Source organism: Cohnella mopanensis (assembly GCF_022352055.1).
Taxonomy (GTDB): Bacteria; Bacillota; Bacilli; order Paenibacillales; family Paenibacillaceae; genus Cohnella; species Cohnella mopanensis.
Window position 1 is genome coordinate 379,671 of record NZ_JAKRWM010000001.1, and the last position, 22,615, is coordinate 402,285.

14 protein-coding genes are annotated in these 22,615 nt (G+C 49.4%); 12 read left to right on the forward strand and 2 right to left on the reverse strand.

Going from position 1 to position 22,615, the window contains the following annotated elements; translation table 11 throughout:
- Positions 1-48: 48 nt before the first annotated feature.
- On the reverse strand, positions 49-7,917 hold the full coding sequence (locus tag L3D05_RS01730) for an SdrD B-like domain-containing protein (protein ID WP_239614042.1): 7,869 nt from the start codon (positions 7,915-7,917) through the stop codon (positions 49-51).
- Between the two features lie 22 nt (positions 7,918-7,939).
- Entirely contained in the window at positions 7,940-8,575 is a 636-nt protein-coding gene (locus L3D05_RS01735; RefSeq protein ID WP_239614043.1) for a class D sortase, read from the reverse strand.
- A gap of 361 nt (positions 8,576-8,936) precedes the next feature.
- On the opposite strand from L3D05_RS01735, the gene L3D05_RS01740 reads away from it, so the two are divergent.
- The 12 genes from L3D05_RS01740 to L3D05_RS01795 all read left to right on the forward strand — a co-directional run bounded on the left by L3D05_RS01740 (position 8,937) and on the right by L3D05_RS01795 (position 22,524).
- On the forward strand, positions 8,937-10,397 hold the full coding sequence (locus tag L3D05_RS01740) for a polysaccharide deacetylase family protein (protein ID WP_239614045.1): 1,461 nt from the start codon (positions 8,937-8,939) through the stop codon (positions 10,395-10,397).
- A gap of 24 nt (positions 10,398-10,421) precedes the next feature.
- A complete protein-coding gene (locus tag L3D05_RS01745) occupies positions 10,422-11,735 on the forward strand; it encodes a nucleotide sugar dehydrogenase (RefSeq protein WP_239614047.1) in 1,314 nt (437 codons plus the stop codon).
- Between the two features lie 31 nt (positions 11,736-11,766).
- Positions 11,767-13,638, forward strand: coding sequence for a glycosyltransferase (locus L3D05_RS01750; protein WP_239614049.1), 1,872 nt, complete (start codon positions 11,767-11,769; stop codon positions 13,636-13,638).
- Between the two features lie 27 nt (positions 13,639-13,665).
- Positions 13,666-15,429, forward strand: coding sequence for a polysaccharide deacetylase family protein (locus L3D05_RS01755; RefSeq protein WP_239614051.1), 1,764 nt, complete (start codon positions 13,666-13,668; stop codon positions 15,427-15,429).
- 27 nt (positions 15,430-15,456) lie between these two features.
- Positions 15,457-16,530, forward strand: a complete 1,074-nt coding sequence (locus L3D05_RS01760; RefSeq protein WP_239614052.1) for a glycosyl hydrolase family 18 protein — start codon at positions 15,457-15,459, stop codon at positions 16,528-16,530.
- A gap of 188 nt (positions 16,531-16,718) precedes the next feature.
- Positions 16,719-17,849, forward strand: a complete 1,131-nt coding sequence (locus L3D05_RS01765) for a D-alanyl-D-alanine carboxypeptidase family protein (RefSeq protein WP_239614733.1) — start codon at positions 16,719-16,721, stop codon at positions 17,847-17,849.
- Between the two features lie 227 nt (positions 17,850-18,076).
- A complete protein-coding gene (spoIIAA, locus tag L3D05_RS01770) occupies positions 18,077-18,430 on the forward strand; it encodes an anti-sigma F factor antagonist (RefSeq protein ID WP_239614054.1) in 354 nt (117 codons plus the stop codon).
- Positions 18,427-18,873 carry an anti-sigma F factor gene (spoIIAB, locus tag L3D05_RS01775; protein ID WP_239614055.1) on the forward strand — a complete coding sequence of 149 codons (447 nt, stop codon included), beginning with the start codon at positions 18,427-18,429 and terminating at the stop codon, positions 18,871-18,873. Before spoIIAA ends, spoIIAB begins: the two co-directional genes overlap by 4 nt.
- Before the next feature lie 25 nt (positions 18,874-18,898).
- On the forward strand, positions 18,899-19,657 hold the full coding sequence (gene sigF, locus L3D05_RS01780) for an RNA polymerase sporulation sigma factor SigF (protein WP_239614057.1): 759 nt from the start codon (positions 18,899-18,901) through the stop codon (positions 19,655-19,657).
- Between the two features lie 113 nt (positions 19,658-19,770).
- Positions 19,771-20,421, forward strand: coding sequence for a stage V sporulation protein AA (locus tag L3D05_RS01785; RefSeq protein WP_369417928.1), 651 nt, complete (start codon positions 19,771-19,773; stop codon positions 20,419-20,421).
- Positions 20,414-20,839 (forward strand): stage V sporulation protein AB, encoded by a 426-nt coding sequence (locus L3D05_RS01790; RefSeq protein ID WP_239614058.1) that lies wholly within the window; start codon positions 20,414-20,416, stop codon positions 20,837-20,839. Before L3D05_RS01785 ends, L3D05_RS01790 begins: the two co-directional genes overlap by 8 nt.
- A 65-nt stretch (positions 20,840-20,904) precedes the next feature.
- Positions 20,905-22,524 carry a spore germination protein gene (locus tag L3D05_RS01795; protein ID WP_239614060.1) on the forward strand — a complete coding sequence of 540 codons (1,620 nt, stop codon included), beginning with the start codon at positions 20,905-20,907 and terminating at the stop codon, positions 22,522-22,524.
- Positions 22,525-22,615 lie beyond the last annotated feature (91 nt).

Consider the following 22,615-nt stretch of genomic DNA (forward strand, 5'->3'; position numbering starts at 1 on the left):
AGTAAATTACTTTTGAGTCAGCCTTTTTGCATTAATGTAAGAATTAGATTATTTCGTTAGTCTTCTACGGATGTACCAACGGCAAGAGAGAAGGGCGATGGCTGTCAGCGTGAGCGCATAACCTGCGATCGGCATAAGCGGCATCGATTCTCCGGTTTTAGGAAGTGCATTCTTACCGTCTTTACTGTCCTTACCGTTGTTCGTAGTGTGTTTGCCACCCGTTGTTCCTGATTTTCCGTCGCCTTTCGGCTTATCTTTGTCAGGGACGGTGCCGCCTTTACCGGAACCTGAGCCGCCGTTGCCAGCGCTGCCAGTCCCCTTATCAGGCTTGTCCGTTTCCTTACCCGGTTTTTCTTTTTCTTCTTCCGGTTTCGGAATTTTCTTAAGAACAAGTCCCGCATCGATCGTTAAGTTGCGTTCACCTGATTTCAGTGTGAATTTCGCCGTATTCCCGTTCGCATCGGCATCCGAATCCGTCGCGGTAGAGCTGCCTGCATGTTTTTTCGTGAACAAGTAGCCTGTTGGGAGTTCGAATTTGATCGAATAGGTGCCCGGTAATAGTTCGTTGAATTCATAATAGCCTGGGAAACCATTGCTTCCATTAGAAGTAAGGGTGGAAGCGATTTGCGATCCCGACGAATTGAACAAAGTCACCGCAATGCCATTCTGTCCTACTTCCGAGCTTTCTTGAATTCCGTTTCCGTTGCTGTCAATCCAGACGTAGTCGCCCACTGAAGCTAGGGGAATGAGTCCCGCATCGAGTGTCAGATTGTTCTGTCCCGACCAGAGGTCGAAGGCTGCTGTTTTACCATCTTCGTCCGCATCCGAATCCAGTTCGTCATTTTTTCCTGCTTTTTTAGGCGAAAGCATATATCCGTTAGGGACAATGAATTTTACGGAATATTTGCCAGGTATCAAGTCTTTGAACAGGTAGTAACCTGGCTTCTTGGTATCGGGATGATTAGCGGTAACTTTGGTAGCGATTTTAGCATTATTGATGTTATAAAGCTCAACCGTTACTCCGTTTAGTCCGCTCTCGCCGGCATCCTGTATTCCATCGGCGTTGCTATCGATCCAAACGTAATCTCCAATCGATGCCAATGGGAAAGCTCCGGCTGGAATATAGTATACATACATGCCCGCATCGATTGTCGTGTTGTTCTCTCCCGGTGCGAGGGTGACGGGGTCAGTCGTACCGTCAAGACCGGCATTGGAATCAAGCGCAACGTTCGTTCCCGAGCTTTTCATCGTAAAAATGTTGCCTGGAAGAACTGTGAACTTGACCGAGTACGTTCCGGGAACGAGATTCGTAAAGCTATAGTAACCCGGCGAACCTGCGTTATCCGCTGTCTTCGTAGTGGCGATCAGTGTCCCACTCTCGTTAAACAGATCGACTTGAATGTCGTTTATTCCGGGTTCTCCAGCATCCTGAATTCCGTTCGCGTTCGTATCGTTCCATACGTAATCGCCTAGCGATGCCGGCAATACGATCCCAGCATCTACGGTTAAATCGTCCGAACCGGCTACTAGCGTGATGACATCGGATAATCCCGAAGCATCGACATTAGAGTCGTTTGTCGCGTCCGCACCATTCCCGCTTAAATGCGATCTTGTGAATAGATACCCGGCAGGTAGATCGAATTTGACCCTGTATTTGCCCGGATATAGATTCGAGAACAAGTATTTGCCTTGTGCGTCCGTTAATGTCGTTGCTGCCGTTCCTCCGATCAACACCGGAGTTACTCCATCTTCGTTGAGCAAGCTCACTTTTACATTAGCGACCACCGGATCGACTGCTTCGCCGTCTTGCTGGCCGATAACGCCGCTATCAACCCATAACGTGTCGCCAAGGTTGACAAGTTCGATCAATCCGGCGTCTAACGTATGGTTGACGTCCCCGGAAGACAAGGTGACGACACCTGTCCAGCCTTGCGTTACGCCAGCGTTCGGATCCGCGTCGGAGTCGAGCGCGATGGAAGATCCGCTACCTTGTGTTGTATACAAATATCGATTGGAAGGGAGCTCGAATTTCACCCGATATTTGCCCGGAACCAAGGATTTAAAGGCGTATTTACCGTCAGTGTCCGTAATCGTCGTTACATTCGCGCCGTTAGATTGAATAGGGACTCCGTTTTCATCCAACAATGTGACAAGCACGCCTTGCACGCCGGTTTCCCCAACGTCTTGAATGCCATTGAGATTACGATCCATCCATACGAGGTCGCCCAATTCTGCGAGCTTCACGAGGCCTGCGTCGATCGTCACGACGTGATCTCCCGGAGTGAGCGTAACCGGACCGGAAATTCCGGTTACCGTGTTCGCGTCCGAATCGGTAGCAGGCGTTCCGGCGCCTGTTTTCGCGCGCATGTAGCCGCTAGGAAGATCGAATTTCACTTGATACGTTCCCGGAAGGAGCTTGTCGAACAGGTATTCGCCGTTTGCGTTCGTTGTAGCCGTAACGGGTGTACCGCCGTTCATGACAGGATCGCTGTTCTGATCGAGTAGATGAACCGTCGCACCTTCGTATCCGGGTTCTCCCGGGTCTTGGATTCCGTTGTCGTTGGAATCAACCCAGACGAGATTGCCGATCGAAGCGAGCTCGACGATCCCGGCATCGATCGTATCGATGACGTCGCCGGAGTTGACGGTTATCAAGTCAGTCTTGCCTGTTGACGTATCAGCGTCTGAATCGTTTGCCGTCGCAACGCCTGATACGTTTTTCGTTGTCAGAATGTAGAGATCGTTTGGAAGAATGAATTTTACGTAATAAGTGTCCGGCCATAGCTGATTAAATTCATAAATTCCGTTAACATCCGTCTTCGTCGTCTTGAGAAGAGTATTCGCTGCATTATATAGCTCTACCGTAATGTCTTTAACACCCGGTTCAAGGACGTGATCCGTATCCTGGATGCCATCGCCGTTCTTATCGTACCAGACCCGGTCGCCGATTTTCGTCCGCAGGACGATCCCCGCGTCGACGTTCAAGTTCTGGGCACGGTTTAATGTAACCGTATCTGAAATTCCGGTCGTTTTATCCGCAGCGGAACCGGTTGCCGCGGTACCTTTGCCTTTCTCCGTAAATTCGTAGTCGGCTGGTAGATTGAAGAACTTCACCCGATAATTGCCCGGAAGCAAGTTTTCGAACAAGTAGAGTCCGTCAGAGCCAGTCGTTTGGATCGTAATCGGGTCACCGTATCCGTCGATCGTGACCGGTACTCCGGTGCCGTCCAACAGTTGTACTTCTACGCCGCTGACATCGGGTTCACCGGAATCTTGAATACCGTTTCCGTTCGTGTCCTTCCATACTCGGTCTCCCAAGGAAGCGAGCGTTAGCACGCCTGCGTCCACCGTGAGGATGTCGTCGCCCGCAGCCAACGTAACTGCCGCGATTCCGATTTTCGTATTTGCGGTTGGAATGGCGTCGGAATCGGTGCTATTCGTGGCGGTTGCGACTTTAGGCTTCGCGAACCAATGTCCGGCAGGAAGCGTAAACCTTACTTGATAATTGCCGGGCAGAAGGTTGCTAAACTTATATAATCCTGTGCTAGTCGTCGTAATTTCGCTGATTGCAGTTCCGTAAGCATCCGAGGTGACAAGATTACCGCTGGAGTCGAGCAATGCGACCTTAATGCCTGCGATTGGATCTTCGCCTGCATCTTGTATGCCGTTATCGTTGGCATCGAGCCAGACTTTATCTCCGACCGCAGCCAATTTCACTAACCCGGCATCTTGAATTAAGTTGTCCGTTACTTTCAATGTCACTTGATCCGTCTTGGCGGTGTTGACGTTCGCCGCCGGGACATTTACTTTAGAAGTCAGCGGATCGGCGACATTGCCTTTGGCTGTAAATAAGTATCCGCCCGGTCTGACGAACTCGACCGTATATTTACCCGGATACAAGTTATTAAATTTGTAGTCTCCGTTTGCATCCGTTGTGGTCGTGCGATGCGCGACCGTAGTCGAAATATCGTCGTAATATAATTTAACCGATACTCCGCTAACGCCATCTTCGTCCGTATCCTGGATGCCGTCCCTATTTTTGTCCATCCAGACTTTATCGCCCAAGGAAACTAGCTTCACGATACCCGCATCGATATCGAGGTTGCTATCTCCCGGATTCGGGAGGCTATAAACATCCGTCCGGCCAGAGGTTTGAACCGTTGGCGCATTGTTGGCGGACCTATTGACATCGGAGTCCGTTGCCGATGCTCCTTGCGCTTTCTTCGTGAATCCATATCCTGGTGGAAGCGCGAATTCGACTTTATAGGAGCCGGGAAGCAGATTATCGAACAAATACTTGCCGTTCGCGGCTGTTGTTACCGTCCTATTCGTCGTTCCGTCGGTTTCTTTGACCGGATTGTTCGAGGAATCTAATAGATTAACGACGACTCCGGCACGCGGAGAATCGCCTGCACCGCCTTGCTGGCCATCTACGTCGCCGTCTTCCCAAACATAGTCGCCGAGTTTCACCGGAACCACGTAACCCGCGTCGATCGTATCGATGATCTCGCCGAGTCTTAAATTAATATCATCTGTATATCCGTTCGCATTGGCATTGGAATCCGCGTTGCGGTCGCTTCCTTTGCCTTTAAACGTCAGAATGCGAGTTCCCGATGTTTCTGGGAATTTGACCCTGTATTTGCCCGGAAGCAAACCCGTAAATTCGTAATAGCCCGGGTTACCTCCTTTATTTGCCGTGAGCACGGTTGCCCCTTGTTTAGTCCATGCGCCGGGAGCCGTCTCTTTATAAAGCTCAACAGGAACTCCGTTCAAACCGTTCGTCGCGGCTTCGTCTTGGAGTCCGTTACCGTTGACGTCATGCCACACATAGTCGCCGATCGCGCCTTTAGGAGGGACAAGTCCCGCATCCCAAGACAGATCTTCCACCGTCGTTAGGGTGATTTGGTTCGTTACTGTCGTAGGGGAATTTCCACCTACATCAGAGTCGTTGTCGGCCGTGCTGCCCGGGCTGTTCTTCAGGGTCCAGCTCGAGAACTGATTTGCGGTATAGCCGCTCGGTAAAGTACTAGGCATATGGAACCTGACTTTGTATTTGTGGTTAGCCGTCAAGTTCGAGAACTTGTAGTAACCCGGATTGCCGTCTTTGTCGTCGCCCGTTACTGTGAATACGGGTTGACCGAACTTCTGCACGGGCGCGTCGGCGTTCTCCGCGTCGAGCAGATCAACTCGAACGCCGTTGACGCCCCATTGCGCGCCTTCATTTTGTATGCCGTTTTCGTCAAGATCGACCCACACATAGTTTCCGAGCGAAGGAGTGTTCGGCGGGATCGGTACGATGTTCACGCCGACCTTCGGAGGTTCTGCGGCCAGGATCGCTGCGCCGTTGTTCACCTGCTTAGCTTTATAGCCGAACGAGTTCCAAGCGATTTTGGTCGTCGGCGTTCCGACAGGCGCTTTCATCGACCAGACGATGTCGGTACTGTCCCCCGGTTGAAGGATGTAGCCGGTATTGAATATGAACTTCAAAGCCGTTACAGTCGTCAGATCGGCAGGAGGCGTTGTAGTCCAAACGCCAGTTTCCATCTTGACGTTGTCGCTGACGCTATACTGAACAGCGACGTTCGCAATGGCCGGCACGGCATCGATCAGCACTGTACTCCACTCGGTTCCGCGGGATGAATTATCGATAACCCCGCTGTCGCCTTGTTTAGGGAGAACGTCGATGATCACGATGTCAGTAACCGGGATGTTACTTTCGTTCTTGACGGTCAGTTTGTAATCGACCCGTCCGCCTTCGGTCGTACGGGCAAGATTGGCCAAATCTCCTTTACGCCAACCGTTGTCGATAAGAGGGTCGTCAAGCTCGCCTCTAACCATTTTGACCGACGATAACTTAACGGATTCATTTACCGTGAACGGCACCATTCTCGTGACGAGAATACCGGTGTTGTTGGAATCACCTGCACGGTTCTGAGTGTCGTTATCGACCGGATTAAAGTAATAGTCGTTGAAATAAGGCTCGGTAAGGCTAGTAATTTGCGCAGCATTGTTGTAATTACCGGGACTCGTATACATTTTGATCTTGGCTTCAACGTTGATGGCGTAAGATTTCCCGATCGGCAGCGTAACCGGTCCTGAGAATTTCCAACGCAGCAACGTTTCGTTTCCGCCGGCGAAGCTAGGCGTATTGGCATCTAGCGTCAATGCGGGTAAGCCTAGACCTTGGAAGTCGTCCAAGCTCCAAACAACCGAAGCGGGATCGAGTTCTTTCGGTAGCATATCGATGACGATCGGATCACGGAATACCGAGGAGCTGAACTCTTGGTTATTTTCGACCGTGATTTTAAATTTCACCGTGTCGCCGTGTTTGTAAGAGTTGCCCCCGACAATGTCCTTCTCCAGCTTGATGAGAGGACGTGCTCCCCATACACCGATGTCGGCATAATGGCTGTTATGCTTTGGAACACCCATGAACGTATAGCGAGAGTCCGCTACATTTCGAATGATTTGGCCATTAGTTCCATCAAAATTACTGAAGCTATTCAAGGTATAAGTCAGTTGGAAATGGGAACCGGGCACCTGCGAGAAGGAGACCGGCAAACCGTTCGGGAACATGAATTTAACTCCCGTTATTTTGCTGCCCCCGACCCAAGTCGTCAAATTATCGAGCAATACAGGATTATTAGCGTCAATAATCGGTCCGGGCTGCCAATCCCCGGAATTGCTCCAAACCGGATTAGCTACGGTCGAGAACCATGCTTGGTACGTGTCGTCTGCTAAACTCGGCGTTGTGTTGATGTCGTCGAATTTAGCGGGCATGATCGATTTCAGCGTCATGTTCACGGCATTACCCGATTGCGTCTGAGTAGGTACGAGATCGATGACTTGCAAATTGTCCAAAGTGGAGTTGGATTGATTACCGATTCCATTGATGTAGAAAGTGACATCTTGGCCTGGGGAAATTTCCCTTTGGCGCTCATTCACCCATTTGTGGATGCCAATCCCGTAAGGGTCTTCAGGGATTTTCGTAAATCCATGCATAATCGAATCTTGTAACTGCGGAGCAGGAGGCTGGCCAATCGGATTGTAATCCGCCGTCGCAAGATTGATTACTTGTTTATTGTCAATGATGTCTTGATCCGTAATCGAAGGATAAGCGACATTGACGTAGAAGAGCTGGTCGTCATGGATCGGTCCGGGGATCGTCCAAGTCACCGTACGATATACGGCGTCGTATACGCTTGAAGGACTGGAGTTCAAATAGACGGCTTCGGGTGGAAGGACGTCTTGGATGACGACGTTCTCGATGTCGAGAATGCCGCGATTGGCGTTATTCCCGGTCATCAGATTATTGAAGAAAATTTCGTATTTTGCATTGCCGGAATTGCCGGCTCCGCCAAGCGGAAGAAGCGGAGTATGCGGCATGACCATTTGTTTGGTCAGTTCCCATACGGCGACTGCAGTCGCCGTATAATCGACTGGATCTGTTTCTTGGATGAGCGTGCCGCCTTGCACGAACTTGGCGGTGGTTATCCCTTTTGTTCCGTCTTTGGTCGTAAAATGCGGATAGTGCGCATTCACTTGAAGCGTATATGTCGTTCCGGCTGCCGGCTTCGAGTAAAAGTTAAACACAATCTCGGAGCCGACCAATGAACCGGAATTAATAATGTCCTCCGGGTACACCGCATCCTCGAATACGACGTCGGCGGGTAGCGGCAGGACGATTTGCAAATCGTTGAACGTCGCTGCGGGGTCTACGCTGGAGAAGCTGAAGCTGACTTTGTAAGTAAAAGTCGACCCGGATGGACCGGTATCCGACACTTTGTTGTTCACGCTAAGATCCATCGAGATGCCGCTTACGGGAGCGGCACTGACAGTCTGGCCCGACAGCCATGGGATGTTCCAGGCTATCGTAATTGCAAGGAATAATAAAAAGGAAGATTTCAAAATTTTCATTATTGCGTTCATGCTCCTTTTCCTAGTTGAATGCTTGAAGTTTAGCTTTCACGATTAATCTGTGGGTCGGGTTACGCTTAGGGTGACAAGTAATGAGCGTTAATTCCGAATCGTTGCCGTCGTTCTCGAGAACAGTTAAGTCGTCTGGCGTCACGAGCAACGTTTCCGTTACCGAGTAGCTGTACGTTCCCGCAGTGGTTTCGATGTCGATGTCGTCTCCAGGCTTAAGTTCGCCTAGCCGATTGAAATGTCGCCCAAACGTCCAGCTGCGGTGTCCGGCAAGCACGAAATTGCCGGCTTGGCCAGGCAGCCGCGACTCCACTACCGAACCTGCGCCTTTCTTGAGAGAAGAATCGTCTGCCCCCTGAACGATCGGTTCTTTGAGATCGATTGCCGCGATATTCACAGAGCCGAGCAAATGGAAGCCATCGACCTCTTTCCATTCCGGAAGCTTAACGGATTCGTCGGAATCGGTTTTGAGAGTCGTTCCCGTTGTCGCTAGTGAAGGCGCTTGTCCGCCAGGGGAGGGGGATCGAATTTCCTCGCTCCATTCGGCCAGGAGCTTGTTTTGTTTGTGGACTTGAATCTCGGAGTCTACTCGAGGAAAAACGATTAACCCTATCCCGATCAATAGCAGCAGCCATAAAGCGATTCCCATAATCCGACCCTTAAACACAAATTTGTTAATTAATTTCAATTTGTCACATCACGCTCCCCGCGTCGAAAAGTCGAAGTCTGGATATATCTACTACTATAGAATATGTTTCTATACAATTTCTGAAAAAGCGGGATTATGACACGATAAGATCAGAAATTGTTCAGTTTATTTTGGTAAGATGAGTTTTGTTTCATAAATAATGGGTTATTGGTACTAAATTTCGAGTATATTCGACAAAATATGCCATTACCATTTAGTTACAAAGTAGTGGTATCATATCTTTAATAGGAAAACAGATAAAGAAGTCATAGAGTTGAGCGTAGGAATGAGTCTTTTTTGGTTATTAAAGGAGTAGAGAACAATGAAGATGTTCGACGGGGATCGCGCCAAAAATGGAGTAAAAATTGTGATTTTTGCGTTAATACTGGCTGGGCTTACGGGTTGCAACTTTTTTGGCGGTACGGGAAAATCTACCGGACAATCGAGTGCGACTAACGAGCCAAGGAAACCTAACGTCGAGTTCAACGGAGAGATGAGCAAAGTCATTCCTAACGTCTACACGGCTAGGAAGGAACTGAGCCTCACGTTCAACGGATTAGGAGACAAAAAGACAATTTTAGCTTTGTTGGACGAACTAGACAATTATCACATTAAAGCTACTTTTTTCGTTCCGGGGATGAGGGTTGCGGAAGAGCCCGATCTCGTTAAGGAAATTGTAGCCAGAGGCCATGAGATCGAAAACAATACGTTGAATAGATTGGACATGACCAAATTAAGCTATGAGCAGATGGTAGATGAAATCGGATTAAGCAACGACGTCATCAAGAAAAATACCGGTATCACTCCTAAGTATGTAAGAACCAGATCGGGCGATTATAACGACAATGTACGTTTGGCGGCAGCCTACAATGGAATGGATGCTGTAGTCGTTTACAGTATGTTCCTGCATAACTGGCAACAGGAAAGCGACGACGAAAAGGAGTTATACGTTCGCAAGTACATAAATCGTGGCGGCATTATTACGGTAGATACGGAAGAAAACAACAACGTTGTCGAATCGATTCCTATTCTGGCGAGGGCGGCGGCCGAAGTCGGATACGGCTTTATCCCGCTTAGCCAACTGATCGAGCACGGCGGTATAAGAAAGCCTTACACGGAAATTAAAGGGTACGACGCGGTCAAGATTAACCCTAATTACAAAGACGCGAAATATAACCTGATATACGATAAGGAAACAGACAAAAAAGAGATCGCGCTAACGTTCGACGATTGGGGCACGGATTATACCATAACGAAAATTTTGGATATATTGGCCGAGCATGACGTGAAGGCGACCTTCTTCTTGCGGGCGAAGGGAGTCGAAGCGAATCCGAATTTGGCGAGAGCGATGATCGAGGGAGGTCATGATGTAGCCAATCACTCCTACACGCATCCGGTCGTAACGACATTATCGGCGGAAGCTTTGCAGGAAGATGTCGTCAAAGCCCATCAAGTGATTACGGAAGCTATCCAACAGCAACCAACGATGCTGTTCAGGCCGCCGACCGGAGAAATCGACGATCAAACGGCTAAAGTTATCGCAGCGATCGGTTACCCGGATATCGCCTTGTACGACGTCACGACGTTCGATTGGGATTCGAAAAACAGCGCGGAAGATATCGTGAACAGCATCATGAAGCAAACCGAGAACGGAAGCGTCATCCTACTGCACATGTTGGACGATATTCATACGATCGAGGCGCTGCCTACAGCAATCGAGCGGCTGAAGGAGAAAGGTTTTACGTTCGTTAAAATGGCGGATCTGATCGGTTTGAAGAAGTAATTGCAGGTCTAGGGGGAACGGAAAATGGGGCTATATGACAATATCGTTGATCGGTTAGAAGCGATTGCCGTCATCGGACTAGGTTACGTGGGCTTGCCTTTGGCAGTCGCTTTCTCGAAGAAAGCACGGGTTATCGGATTTGATGTAAGCGAGAAGAAAATCAACGATTATCTCGAAGGGAAAGATTCCACCGGAGATCTAGGAGATATGGCGATCAGAACATGTTCAGTAGCTTTCACATCCGATGAGTGCATGCTGGAGGGAGTCCGATTTTTCGTCGTTGCGGTGCCTACGCCGATCCAGAGCGGGAACGTTCCCGACTTGAGATACGTTCAAAGTGCTAGCCGCACGGTCGGACAAAAGCTAAGCAAAGGTTCGATCGTCGTATATGAATCTACCGTATATCCGGGAGTAACGGAAGAAATTTGCATCCCGATCCTTGAAGCGGAATCTGGATTGCGATGCGGAACGGATTTCAAAGTAGGCTATTCGCCGGAACGGATTAACCCGGGCGACAAGGTCCATCGGTTGGAGAACATCGTGAAGATCGTCTCCGGAATCGACGAAGAGACGACCGATACGGTAGCGAAGCTGTACGAGTTAATCATTGACGCAGGCGTCTATCGAGCGGAGAGCATCAAAGTGGCGGAAGCGGCCAAGGTTATCGAGAATGCGCAGCGCGATATTAATATTGCATTCATGAACGAACTATCGATGTTATTCAACCATATGGAAATCAACACGAAGGCCGTACTGAAGGCTGCTAGCACCAAATGGAATTTCCTCAACTTTAGTCCGGGCCTCGTAGGCGGGCATTGCATCGGAATTGATCCCTATTATTTGACTTACAAAGCGGAGGATACCGGGTATCGGTCGAAAATCATTCTCGCGGGTCGCCATATCAATGACGGTATGGGGAAATACGTCGCGCAAAATATCATTAAAATACTAGTGAAGAAAAAACTAGATTTTAGCCAAGCGAGAATCGGATTTCTAGGATTAAGCTACAAAGAAAATTCCGCCGACATAAGAAATACGAAAGTGACGGACATTCTTCAAGAATTGAATGAATACGGCATTGTTCCATACGTATCCGATCCGCTTGTTGACAAGCATGAGGTCTATCGGGAATACGGAATCGAAATGACAGAGCTATCCGAGATGAAAGATTTGAACGTGGTGGTTGTTACCGTTCCGCACGAGCCGTTCGCGATGATGAAAATCGGCGATTTCGATAAGCTGTACGGGAACGCGGAAATGAAGATCATGATCGATATTAAAGGGATTTATTCGAAATCTCTCTACGAGAGCGAAGGTTACCATTATTGGAGCCTTTGATTAAGGCCAGATCAGAGTGGGGGCAGTACCTTTGTTTAAGCTGAAGAGAAAAAAGAAAAAAATCGTAGAAGTACTGACCGTACCTCGGGAGGATAGGCGTACGTTATCCAACGTACCGGATCCCGAGAATATCCGATCCGCGGCCGACAGAAGAGGCGCTAAAGGGGATAAGGCCGATAACCTCGATGAGGACGCCGATTATCTAAACCGGCTACGCTTGCTCAGCCTTAGATACGTAGCGGATTTCGACGTAAGCGTCGTCGAGGAAGGCAAGAAGCATCGTAAAGGCATTAAAGGCAGCGCGGTCGATATTTCTTCCACGGGATTGCTTGTCGGTATTGAGCCCGGGATTGATCGATTTGAAGTCGGGGATCGGGTGAGTGTTCGTTTCAACATTCCGCCCGGAACGATGCCGGAGGGCTTCGAGCTAGCGGTTAATACTTACGCGACAGTGGTCAGAACCTTTAGCCGCGAGCATGACGGCCAAGAAAAGCTAATGCTGGCTGTTGAATTCATTAAGCCGTTAACCGAATATTTCCAAAGAAAAAGATGGGGCTATTCCGTGTACACAGCTAGCGGACTGTTGTTCGTAGCCGTTATCTTCATCATGTTGATGAGGGTCGAGAGCGTCATTTATTTCAAATATAATTTTTTGCTGTATTTATATAGTATGACCGCGGCCGCTTTCCTACTAAGCCGGTATTTGTTCGGGGCGTTATATAGGGAAGTTCCGGTTAATCCGGAGTATACGCCAGGGGTATCCATCATCATTCCTTGCTTTAACGAGGAGGAGTGGATACATAGGACGATTCTTAGTTGCGTGAATCAGGATTATCCGCTCGATAAGCTGGAAGTCATCGTCGTCGATGATCGCTCCACGGATAAATCCGTCGAACGGATTCAAGAAGTTCTGGATATGGTTCATCGAGAAGCGGAACGGTTTGAAACGAAGCAACGGTTGAAAATGCACGTGCTTGAAGTTAACGGAGGTAAACGAGTCGCATTGGTGAAGGGCGTGGAAATGGCCAAGCACGATTTGGTCGTGTTCGTCGATTCCGACAGCTTCCTCGAACCGACGGCCATCAAGCATCTGGTCCAGCCTTTCCAAGATCCGCGTATGGGCGGCGTAGCCGGCCGTACCGATGTCGAGAACAAATATACGAATTCGATTACCAAACTTCAGACGGTTCGTTATTATATTGCCTTCCGCATCATGAAAGCGGCGGAATCCTGGTTCGACTGCGTGACATGCTTGTCCGGACCGTTGTCCTGTTATCGGAAGGACTTGATTCTGAAACATTCCGAAGCGTGGCTTAACCAGAAGTTTCTTGGACAGCCTGCCACGTTCGGCGACGATCGGAGCATGACTAACTTCATTCTGAAAACCCATCGCACGGCTTATCAGGATTCCGCAATCTGCTCCACGATCGTGCCTTCGGATACGGGTGTGTTTTTGAAGCAGCAGATGCGTTGGAAACGTTCCTGGCTAAGGGAATCACTGCGGGCGGGCACGTTTATCTGGCTTAAAGAACCTTTCATGGCCTTGTTTTTCTATATCGGCCTTGTCGTACCTATCGCCGCTCCGGTTATCGTCCTGTACAACTTAGTTTACGTTCCGATATTCCATCATGTTTTCCCGGGCACATTCCTCATGGGATTGTTAATGATGGCCATGTTAATGAGCTTAGCCCATTTATTGTTCCGCAAGAGCAAGCTGTGGATTTTCGGGTTGGTGTTCTGTGTTTTCTACGAGCTGGTATTGCTCTGGCAAATGCCTGTCGCTTGGGTGACCTTCTGGAAGTCTACATGGGGAACAAGGGATACGCCGCAGGATATCGAAGCAAGAAATAAAAAAGAAGCTAGGAAACAAAAAAACAAAGACAGAATCGGGTTGCCTTTATAAGCAGTTCTTTGGGTGAGGGATGCAGGGATGAAGAAGAACAAGAACAACGCTCTGAATTACCGCAAAAAAAATCGAATGAAAGTCGTCAAGTCGATCTCTCAATTCGCTTTTTTGCTATTCGTGGGCTTCATATTGTTCCAAGTGCTCGTAGACATTAAGAAATACGAGGAACCGGATCGGTCAAAATGGACGAACGATAAAGGGTTTATCGCCATTTCCTATTTCGGGGTGAGCAGAACAGGAACGCCTAAGCTGATCGCCAAGCAACAGCTGGATCAGCAGCTTAAGGCTTTGAAAGACCAAGGATACGTCGCGATCTCTCAGCAGGATATCCTTGATTACTACGACAAAGGCAAGAAGCTTCCTGACAAAGCCATGTTCCTGAGCTTCGAGGATGGACGTAACGACTCCAGCTTATTTGCCCAGCCGTTGCTCGAGAAATACAACTTCAAAGCGACCTTCCTGTCCTACGCGAACAAGATGGGCAATAGCGACCGTAAATTCCTGCAGCCTGGCGACATGAAAAAAATGATGAAAAACGGATATTGGGAATTGGGGAGCAATGGTTATCGCCTTTCGTATATCAATGTCATCGATAGCGATGGCCAGTTTATCGGTATGAAAGACGAGAACGAGCTGAGGAACAAAATGAATATCGATTACTATAATCATTATTTAATGGACTTCATCCGTGATAGCAACATGATTCCCGTAGAGAACAGAGCGGAGATGGAAGCACGGATTACGGCGGATTATACCCAAATGAACAAGATCTATACCGATAAGCTCGGATTCGTGCCGAACGTCTATATGATCATGCATGCGAACGCGATGAACGGAAGCATGAATAGGCTCGTGTCGGACGTGAACTTGGCGAATATCCAACAAATCTTCAAAATGCACTATAATAGAGAAGGCGACTCTTTTAATTCCCTCTCGGATAGTAAATACGATCTGACGAGAATTCAACCTGCATCTTATTGGTTTACGAACCATTTGCTCATGAAGATCCGCGAAGATACGGCGCAGGAGATGAATTTCGTCCTCGGCGACGAATCCCGCGCGAAGGATTGGACGGTTGTCCATGGCGCTGCCCAATATATCGATAATAGAATCGCCCTGACTTCAGAGCCATCCGGCAAAGGGCTTCTCGAATTGAAGAACAGCGAGAAATACGAGGACATTCAACTTTCGACGAGCTTAAACGGCAATGTTGTCGGTAAGCAGACGTTGTATGCCCGATATAACCGGCAACAGGATTCCTATATCAGGGCGACAGTTAGTAACAATAGGCTTATCGTCGAACAGAAATTGCCCTTTAAATCCGCCGAGAAACTGTATGACGAGGAATTGGATGAAGTTCATTGGAACGAATCCGAACTCGCTTTGAATAAGGCGACGGTTTATTCGAAGGAACAAACATCCGTGATCGATCTGACGGAAGAACAACAGTATCCCGTGAATATCAACAACACAAGGAAGATTACCCTTTCCTTAATTGGCGATAAGATTAGCGTTACGGTGGACAAGCAGCAACTGTTGGCCGATCGGGTAATCGATGGTTCCATTCGAACGGGCTCCGTGGCCATCGAATCGGAGTATCACGAGCAGAACGAGAAAGATGATATCTATGATGGGGTGTTCGATGACGTAAAAGTCGTTGCGTTAGGAACGAACGGACAACAGCAAGCTACTCTATATAGCAATAGCTTCGTCGGCGTCCAGAAGTTCGTCAGCAGAATGCAGCGCGCTTTCGATACGACCATCGATTGGATGATCGATACTTTCTAATTCACCTATCAAGGAGTGCAGCGCACCATGTTTAATAAGCAGCCACCGCGCAAACGCGTTGCTCTAGGCATCATCTTAGTCGCTTTTATATCGGCGACTATTTTTCTTTATCTTATTAAGTTGGAAGCTTTCGGAGCGGGTAAGAAACCTCCGGTTACGGAACACGTGACCGAGCGTTCCGCATGGCTCGCCGACTGGCAATGGGAAACGGGGATGAAAGATCTTGAGAAGATCGCGGGTAAGCTGACCAGTTTACAAATGTTCGCCGCTTATTTCGACGGAAACGACCGCCTAATGTTTACCGAAGAGTTTCATGAAGTTCAGCCCAAATTGCTTGAGCTTGCGAACGAGAGCGTTCTGAAACATGTTGATTTAACCCTTGTTAACGATATCAAAAAGTCGGACGGAACCTCCGTCGCTCAGAAAGACACTTCATTAGTTGCGAGATTAACGGGTACGGAGGAAAGCAGGAGCAGCCACATTGCGGATATCGTAGCGGCTGTCGAGGCATATGGCTTTGGCGGAGTGGAAATCGATTACGAAAGAGTAGACAATGCCGATTGGAACAACGTTTCGTTGTTTCTATCGGATTTACAAACGAAGCTTCAGTCGATGGGGAAGACGCTCAGAGTCGTGCTTGAGCCTCGCGCGCCGATAGAGGAAGTGAAGCTGCCAGAAGGGCCGACTTATGTGCTGATGGCTTATAACCTGTACGGCGGGCATAGCGAGCCTGGTCCGAAAGCGGATCATGACTTTATTAAGAAGCTTGCCCTTCGCTTGAAGCATCTTTCCGGTAACCCCTATCTTGCTTTGTCTACGGGGGGATTCGACTGGAATGAGCAATCAGGCAAGGTTACTTCTTTGACGGAGAAACAAGCCGCTGATCTATCAAAACTTAGCAGATTTTCGCCCGCGAGAGATGCCGACAGCGGGAGTCTCTATTTCGAATATACGGACGCCGATCAAGCGAAGCATACCGTATGGTACGCGGACGAAGTAACCCTTGCGGATTGGATCGATACCGCTAAGAAGGCCAAATGTTATAATATCGCGATTTGGAGACTCGGCGAATTGGGAGAGGGTACGTTACAAGCGGTTTGATCCGCTTCTAACGTGCCTTTTTTGTTTTGGAATATTTTTCATCGGGAAAGGACAAACTAAAGGGAAGATAAAACTTGGCCGTATTTCGGCCGTAGGAGGGGGAGCCACTTTTGGCCTGTAAAGATACGCATAGATCAGGTTTGCGCTCGTTGTCTTGCCTATTAGTTTGGTCATTAACGGCAGCACTGATGATTCCGTCTATTGCTTTGGCGAAAGAACCGACGCCAAGCAAAGCGATCACCGACATGGCAGCAAGCGCCAGATCCGCTATTCTAATGGATGCGGATAGCGGGACTATCATTTACGAGAAGAACAGCAACGCTGCCTTGCCGCCTGCCAGCATTACGAAAATCATGACGATGCTGTTGGTGATGGAGGCCATCGATGAAGGCAGGCTAAAGTTAACCGATAAAGTACAAGCAAGCGAATATGCGGCATCCATGGGCGGATCGCAGATCTTCCTGGAACCGGGCGAGGAGATGAGCGTCGACGAGATGCTGAAAGGCGTCGCTCTCGCTTCTGGTAACGATGCCTCCGTTGCGCTTGCGGAGAAACTTGGGGGAAGCGAACAGCAATTCGTTGCGATGATGAACGAAAAAGCTGCCGAGCTCGGGATGAAAAACACGAAATTCATGAATTGCAACGGACTACCCGCCGAAGGCCATGTTTCTTCAGCGCACGATATCGCCCTCATGTCGCGAGAGTTGCTTAAATACGAGAACATCACGAAATATACAGGGCTTTATCAAGACTATTTGCGCAAAGGAAGCCCAAAGCCGTTCTGGCTCGTCAACACGAATAAGCTTGTCCGGTTTTATAGCGGAGCGGATGGATTGAAGACCGGGTTCACAAGCGAAGCGAAGTTTTGCCTATCGGCTACGGCACGTAGAGATAATTTGCGCCTGATCGCTGTCGTCATGGGCGAGCCGAATACGAAAACCCGCAATGCCGAGGTTTCCCATCTGTTCGACTATGCTTTCGCTCAATATACTAACGTACCGATCTACAAGAAAGGCGATCCAATCGGAACGTTATCCGTGGAGAAAGGCAAGATAGACAAAATTCCTCTTACCGCCAAGCATTCTTACAGCGTGCTGCTTAAGAAAGGCGATGCCGGCAAAGGAATTCGCCATGAGCTCGTGCTTAATCCTGACGTCAAAGCGCCGATAGAAATCGGACAGCCCGTCGGGAAGCTTATTGTATACCGAGGTAACGACGTATTGACGGAATTTCCGGTGGAGTCGCCTATGGCGGTGAGCAAAGCCGGTTGGTGGACGCTGCTCCGCAGAACAACAGGGCAACTTTTCTTCTCCAATTAGCGGTTTCGTGGCGGTTAGACGGTGTTTGCGTCGCCGCCTCTTTGCCGTATTTTGTCGAATTGGGCAACGTTACTTCTAGTTTTGTCGGGTGGCAGGAATGGGAGAGCTATCCGTAGAATTGGAGACGATGCAAAGGATTGGCGATCGATCCCCGAGCTTCATGTTCTTCGGATCGGTCTAGCTAGCGTGACGAGCATAGCTCGCACTATGGGGAAGGGGAAATGGGCATGAGCTTACAGGTCGAGCTGGAGCAGCATCGTAACGTATTAATCGTTCGTCTGAGAGGAGAGTTGGACCATCATACGGCGGATATCGTCCGGTTTAAGATGGAAGATGCGATATTAAGAGGCCGGTGCGATCACGTCGTTCTGAGCTTGAAAGATTTAACTTTCATGGATAGCTCAGGGCTCGGTGTCGTCCTCGGGAGGTATAAACTGGTCAAAAGCCGCGGCGGCAGAATGGTCGTGTGCGATACCCAGTCTAGCGTTAAGAGGTTGTTCGAGCTATCGGGATTGTTCAAAATCTTATCTTTCTACGATAACGAACGTTCTGCCGTTGCCAGTCTGGAGGTCGTATCATGAGCGGACATAATCACATGAAGCTATCGTTTGCGAGTCGATCCGAGAACGAGGCATTCGCCAGAATAACCGTTGCCGCTTTTATCACCCAAATGGATCCGACGATGGAGCAATTGGACGAGATCAAGACGGTCGTATCCGAAGCGGTGACCAATGCCATCATACACGGGTATGACGGAAGCTCTGAGGGAATCGTTTACGTAGAAGCGGAGATAGACGGAGATACGGTCACGATTTCCATTAGCGATCATGGCAAAGGAATCGAAGATTTGGAGCTTGCGCGTCAGCCGCTGTTTACTTCCCGTCCGGAGCTGGAACGCTCGGGGATGGGATTTACGATCATGGAAAATTTCATGGACGCTTTCGAAGTGGTCAGTACGGAGACCGGCGGAACTTCTCTGAAGATGAAAAAACGGATCGAGTCCAAAAAAGCTTTATTTAATTAAAAACCGTGCGGCAGGGGTTGGAGGCATGGAAACGGAATGGAAACGATCGTCTCCGCCGGCTTACTTGGATGACAGTGAAGTTAAGCGCTTGATAGCGCTTAGTCAATCCGGAGATACGACCGCGCGCGACACGCTCGTAAACAGTAATATTCGATTAGTATGGTCGGTCGTCCAGCGGTTCTCGAACCGGGGGTACGATAGCGATGACCTGTTTCAAATCGGGTGTATAGGGCTGCTTAAGTCTGTCGATAAGTTCGATCTCTCGTACGACGTGAAGTTTTCAACTTACGCCGTTCCGATGATTATCGGAGAGATTCAAAGATTTCTTCGCGATGATGGCACGCTTAAGGTAAGCCGTTCGCTTAAGGAAATGGCAAACCGCGTGCGCAAGGTTAAAGACGAGTTGTCGAAAAGAAACGGGCGCGCGCCAACGATCAGCGAAGTGGCGGAGGAAATCGGCGTAACTCCGGAGGAAATCGTGTTTGCCCAAGAAGCGAATAAACCGCCGGCTTCGATTCACGAGACGGTGTTCGAGAACGATGGGGATCCGATCACTCTCATGGATCAGATCGCCGATGAATCCCAGGAACGATGGTTCGACAAGCTTGCCTTGACGGAAGCGATCCAAGGGTTAAGCGAACGCGAACGCCTCATCGTCTATCTCCGCTACTTCCGCGATCAAACGCAATCCGAAGTGGCCGGTCGTCTAGGCATTTCGCAAGTTCAAGTCAGCCGTCTGGAGAAAAAAATTCTTCAGAACATCAAGGATCAGATCGCCCAGTAACTATTCTTCAATTTCTAAGGTTGCCTCGTGCAACCTTTTTTCCGTTTTCCGACTATATTGGACGATTGTTCCCCATACTAAGCAAACTGAACGCAAGGGGGAGGGAGACGTAAGTGGAGCTTTCACCTTCGGAATCCAAGGTCGTATATGTTCGAATGCGCCGTAGAGCCGTCGTTCGCCCTCGTGCCATCGTATCTCTAGGCGATGTCGCGAGACTGGTCACCGAGGATCAGTTGCAGCAAAGGCTTAGAAGGCTTCCGCTGCACCGGATTACCGACAAAGACGGCAACCTGCTACTCATCGATATGCTGCAAGTCGTAAAAGCGATCCGCGAAGCCGAACCCGGCATGATCATCGAGACGTTCGGCGAGCCGCACGTGCTGCTCGAAATTTCTCCGGGAGGAGAAGTGAAACCCCGTAAAGTGGTACTGGTACTGGCGTGGTTGTTGCTTTTCTTCGGATCGGGAATGGCGATGATGAATTTTCATGCCGACGTGAATATGCCCGCCGTACAGCGCCGGATTACCGAATTAATTACCGGGCATGCCAGTTCGCATCCGTGGCTCTTTCAGATTCCTTATTCCATCGGCGTAGGGATGGGGATGCTTCTATTCTTCAACAGGCTGCTGCGCAAACGGCTCAATGACGAGCCAAATCCGCTAGAAGTCGAGATGTTTATGTATCAAGAGAACGTCAATCATTACGTCATTACGGAAGAATATCGCAAAAAACATGAGAATCAGGTGGGAGGAGACGGTGACTGAATTATTGCAGGGCATACTGGTGGGGGTTGTCGGATTAGCCGGAGGTTTTTCGGTTGGAAGTGCGTTTGTCGCCTTGTTAATCGTGTTGGATCTGATCCCGAGGCTTGTTCAGTTAACGCGGGCGTATCGCCGATCTTCGATATTCGAGTCTAGTATATTGTTGGGATCGCTCTATTGGATCTGCGCGGATTTATTCGATTGGTCCTATAGGCTTCCGGCGAAGCTGCTGTTACTCCCGGCTATTTTCCAGGGTTTATTCGTGGGCATGTTCGCGGCGGCATTGACGGAAGTACTGAATGTCATTCCGATCGTCTCGAAAAGGTTCAAGCTTAAGCCGTATTTATTGCCTTTGTTGATGGCGATGGTGCTCGGGAAAGTGACCGGTTCGCTAGTCGACTGGTTATGGCTGCACCCTTAGAAGGTTACCAATGACCGGCTTTAGTCAAGCTGGAATTGTGCGTGAAATAGAGGAGCGTGAGCGAGATGGAAACGACAGAGCATGGCAGCATGGATTTGGAGCATGCCATACATCCCGGCATCGGCCAGCCAGGCGAACAAGATCAAGAGCAAGATCGGCGGAATAAGAAAGCCGAGCCTGCAACGCCCAAAGAAGATCCCAACGCCTCCGAGCAGGCTCGCAAATCGCAGCAAAAAATTCCGAGCGACATAGACAGTTGGAAAGAGTCGCTCAAGAAGTCGATCGGATTGGATAAGAGCTTCGAGGTTCAGGTGCGCGAGATGGTGTTCGGCGGCAGAAGGGTCGCTCTCCTGTTTCTGAGCGTCTTCGCGAAAGATACCGCGCTCACGGAAATTATTAAGCGTCTTACTTACGTTGAGCCGGATAGCCAGATGGATCACGATGCGATGCACGCCTTCCTCGAACTTTATTTGCCCGCCATCCAGATCAGGAAAACGACCTCCTTCCCGCAAATGATTGACGATGTATTAGTTGGGAACACAGCTTTCTACGTGGACGGAGAGCCGGCTGCATTGCTCATTGACGCGAAGTCGTTTCCCGGACGCAATCCGGAGCAGCCTTCGCTCGAGAAGGTCGTGCGCGGAAGCCAAGACGGGTTTACCGAGACTTTGCTCGTCAACGTAGCGCTCATTCGGAGAAGGCTTCGCGACCCTAATTTGCGCTTCGAGATTATGAAGGTCGGCCGTCGTACGCAAACGGACGTCTGTATCGGATATATCGATGATATCGCCAACACGGAGCTAGTGGAATCTATTCGGGACAAAATCAAAGCGATTAACATTGACGGGATTCCTCTAGCGGACAAACAATTGGAAGAGATGACGGTTAGCAGCAGTTGGAGTCCGTTTCCGCTCGTTCGATATACGGAAAGACCGGATGTCGTCGCCGCGCAGCTTCTCGATGGGAGCGTTACCCTTATCGTCGATACCTCCCCAAGCGCTATGTTGCTTCCGACAACCTACTTCGACCTTGTCCAGCACGCAGAGGAAAATCGCCAAAATCCTTTCATGGGAACGTATATGCGCTGGGTAAGGTATTTGGGTATGCTGGCCTCGCTTTTCTTGATGCCGCTCTGGTTTCTATTCAATGAGAGGCAAATGCTGCGACCGGAATGGCTATGGTTCGTCGGCGCGGATAAAGTCGGGCAAATCCCGTTGATCCTGCAATTTCTAATCGCCGAGATCGGCGTAGATCTGCTTAGGCTCGCCGCCGTGCATACGCCCGCTCCGCTCGTTACCGCAATGACTTTGCTATCCGCTATCTTGATCGGAGATATCGCGGTCAAGACGGGCTTGTTCATTAACGAGGTTATTTTGTATATGGCAGTGTCTGCCATCGGGATGTTCGCGACGCCGAGCTACGAGCTTGGCCTTGCTAATCGGATCGTTAGGCTTGCGTTGCTGCTCGCCGTATTTTTCTTCCATGAGATCGGTTTCGTCGTCGTAACGACTTTCGTATTTTTATTTCTGGCTCTGGAGAGGTCGTTTAACGCCCCCTATTTGTGGCCGTTCTTGCCATTTAACGCTGCTGCGCTGCGTAATATCATTTTCCGTCAGCCTCTAACGAATAATAAGAAACGCTTGTCGTTGTATCGGACGAAGAAAAACCGCAAGCAGCCCGTGTGAAGGTAATAATGCAAATGTTGTGGCAAATCCTCCATTTCCCCGGGGGAGGTTTTCCGCTATACTCAGGATATATAGTGCAAACGCCGGAATC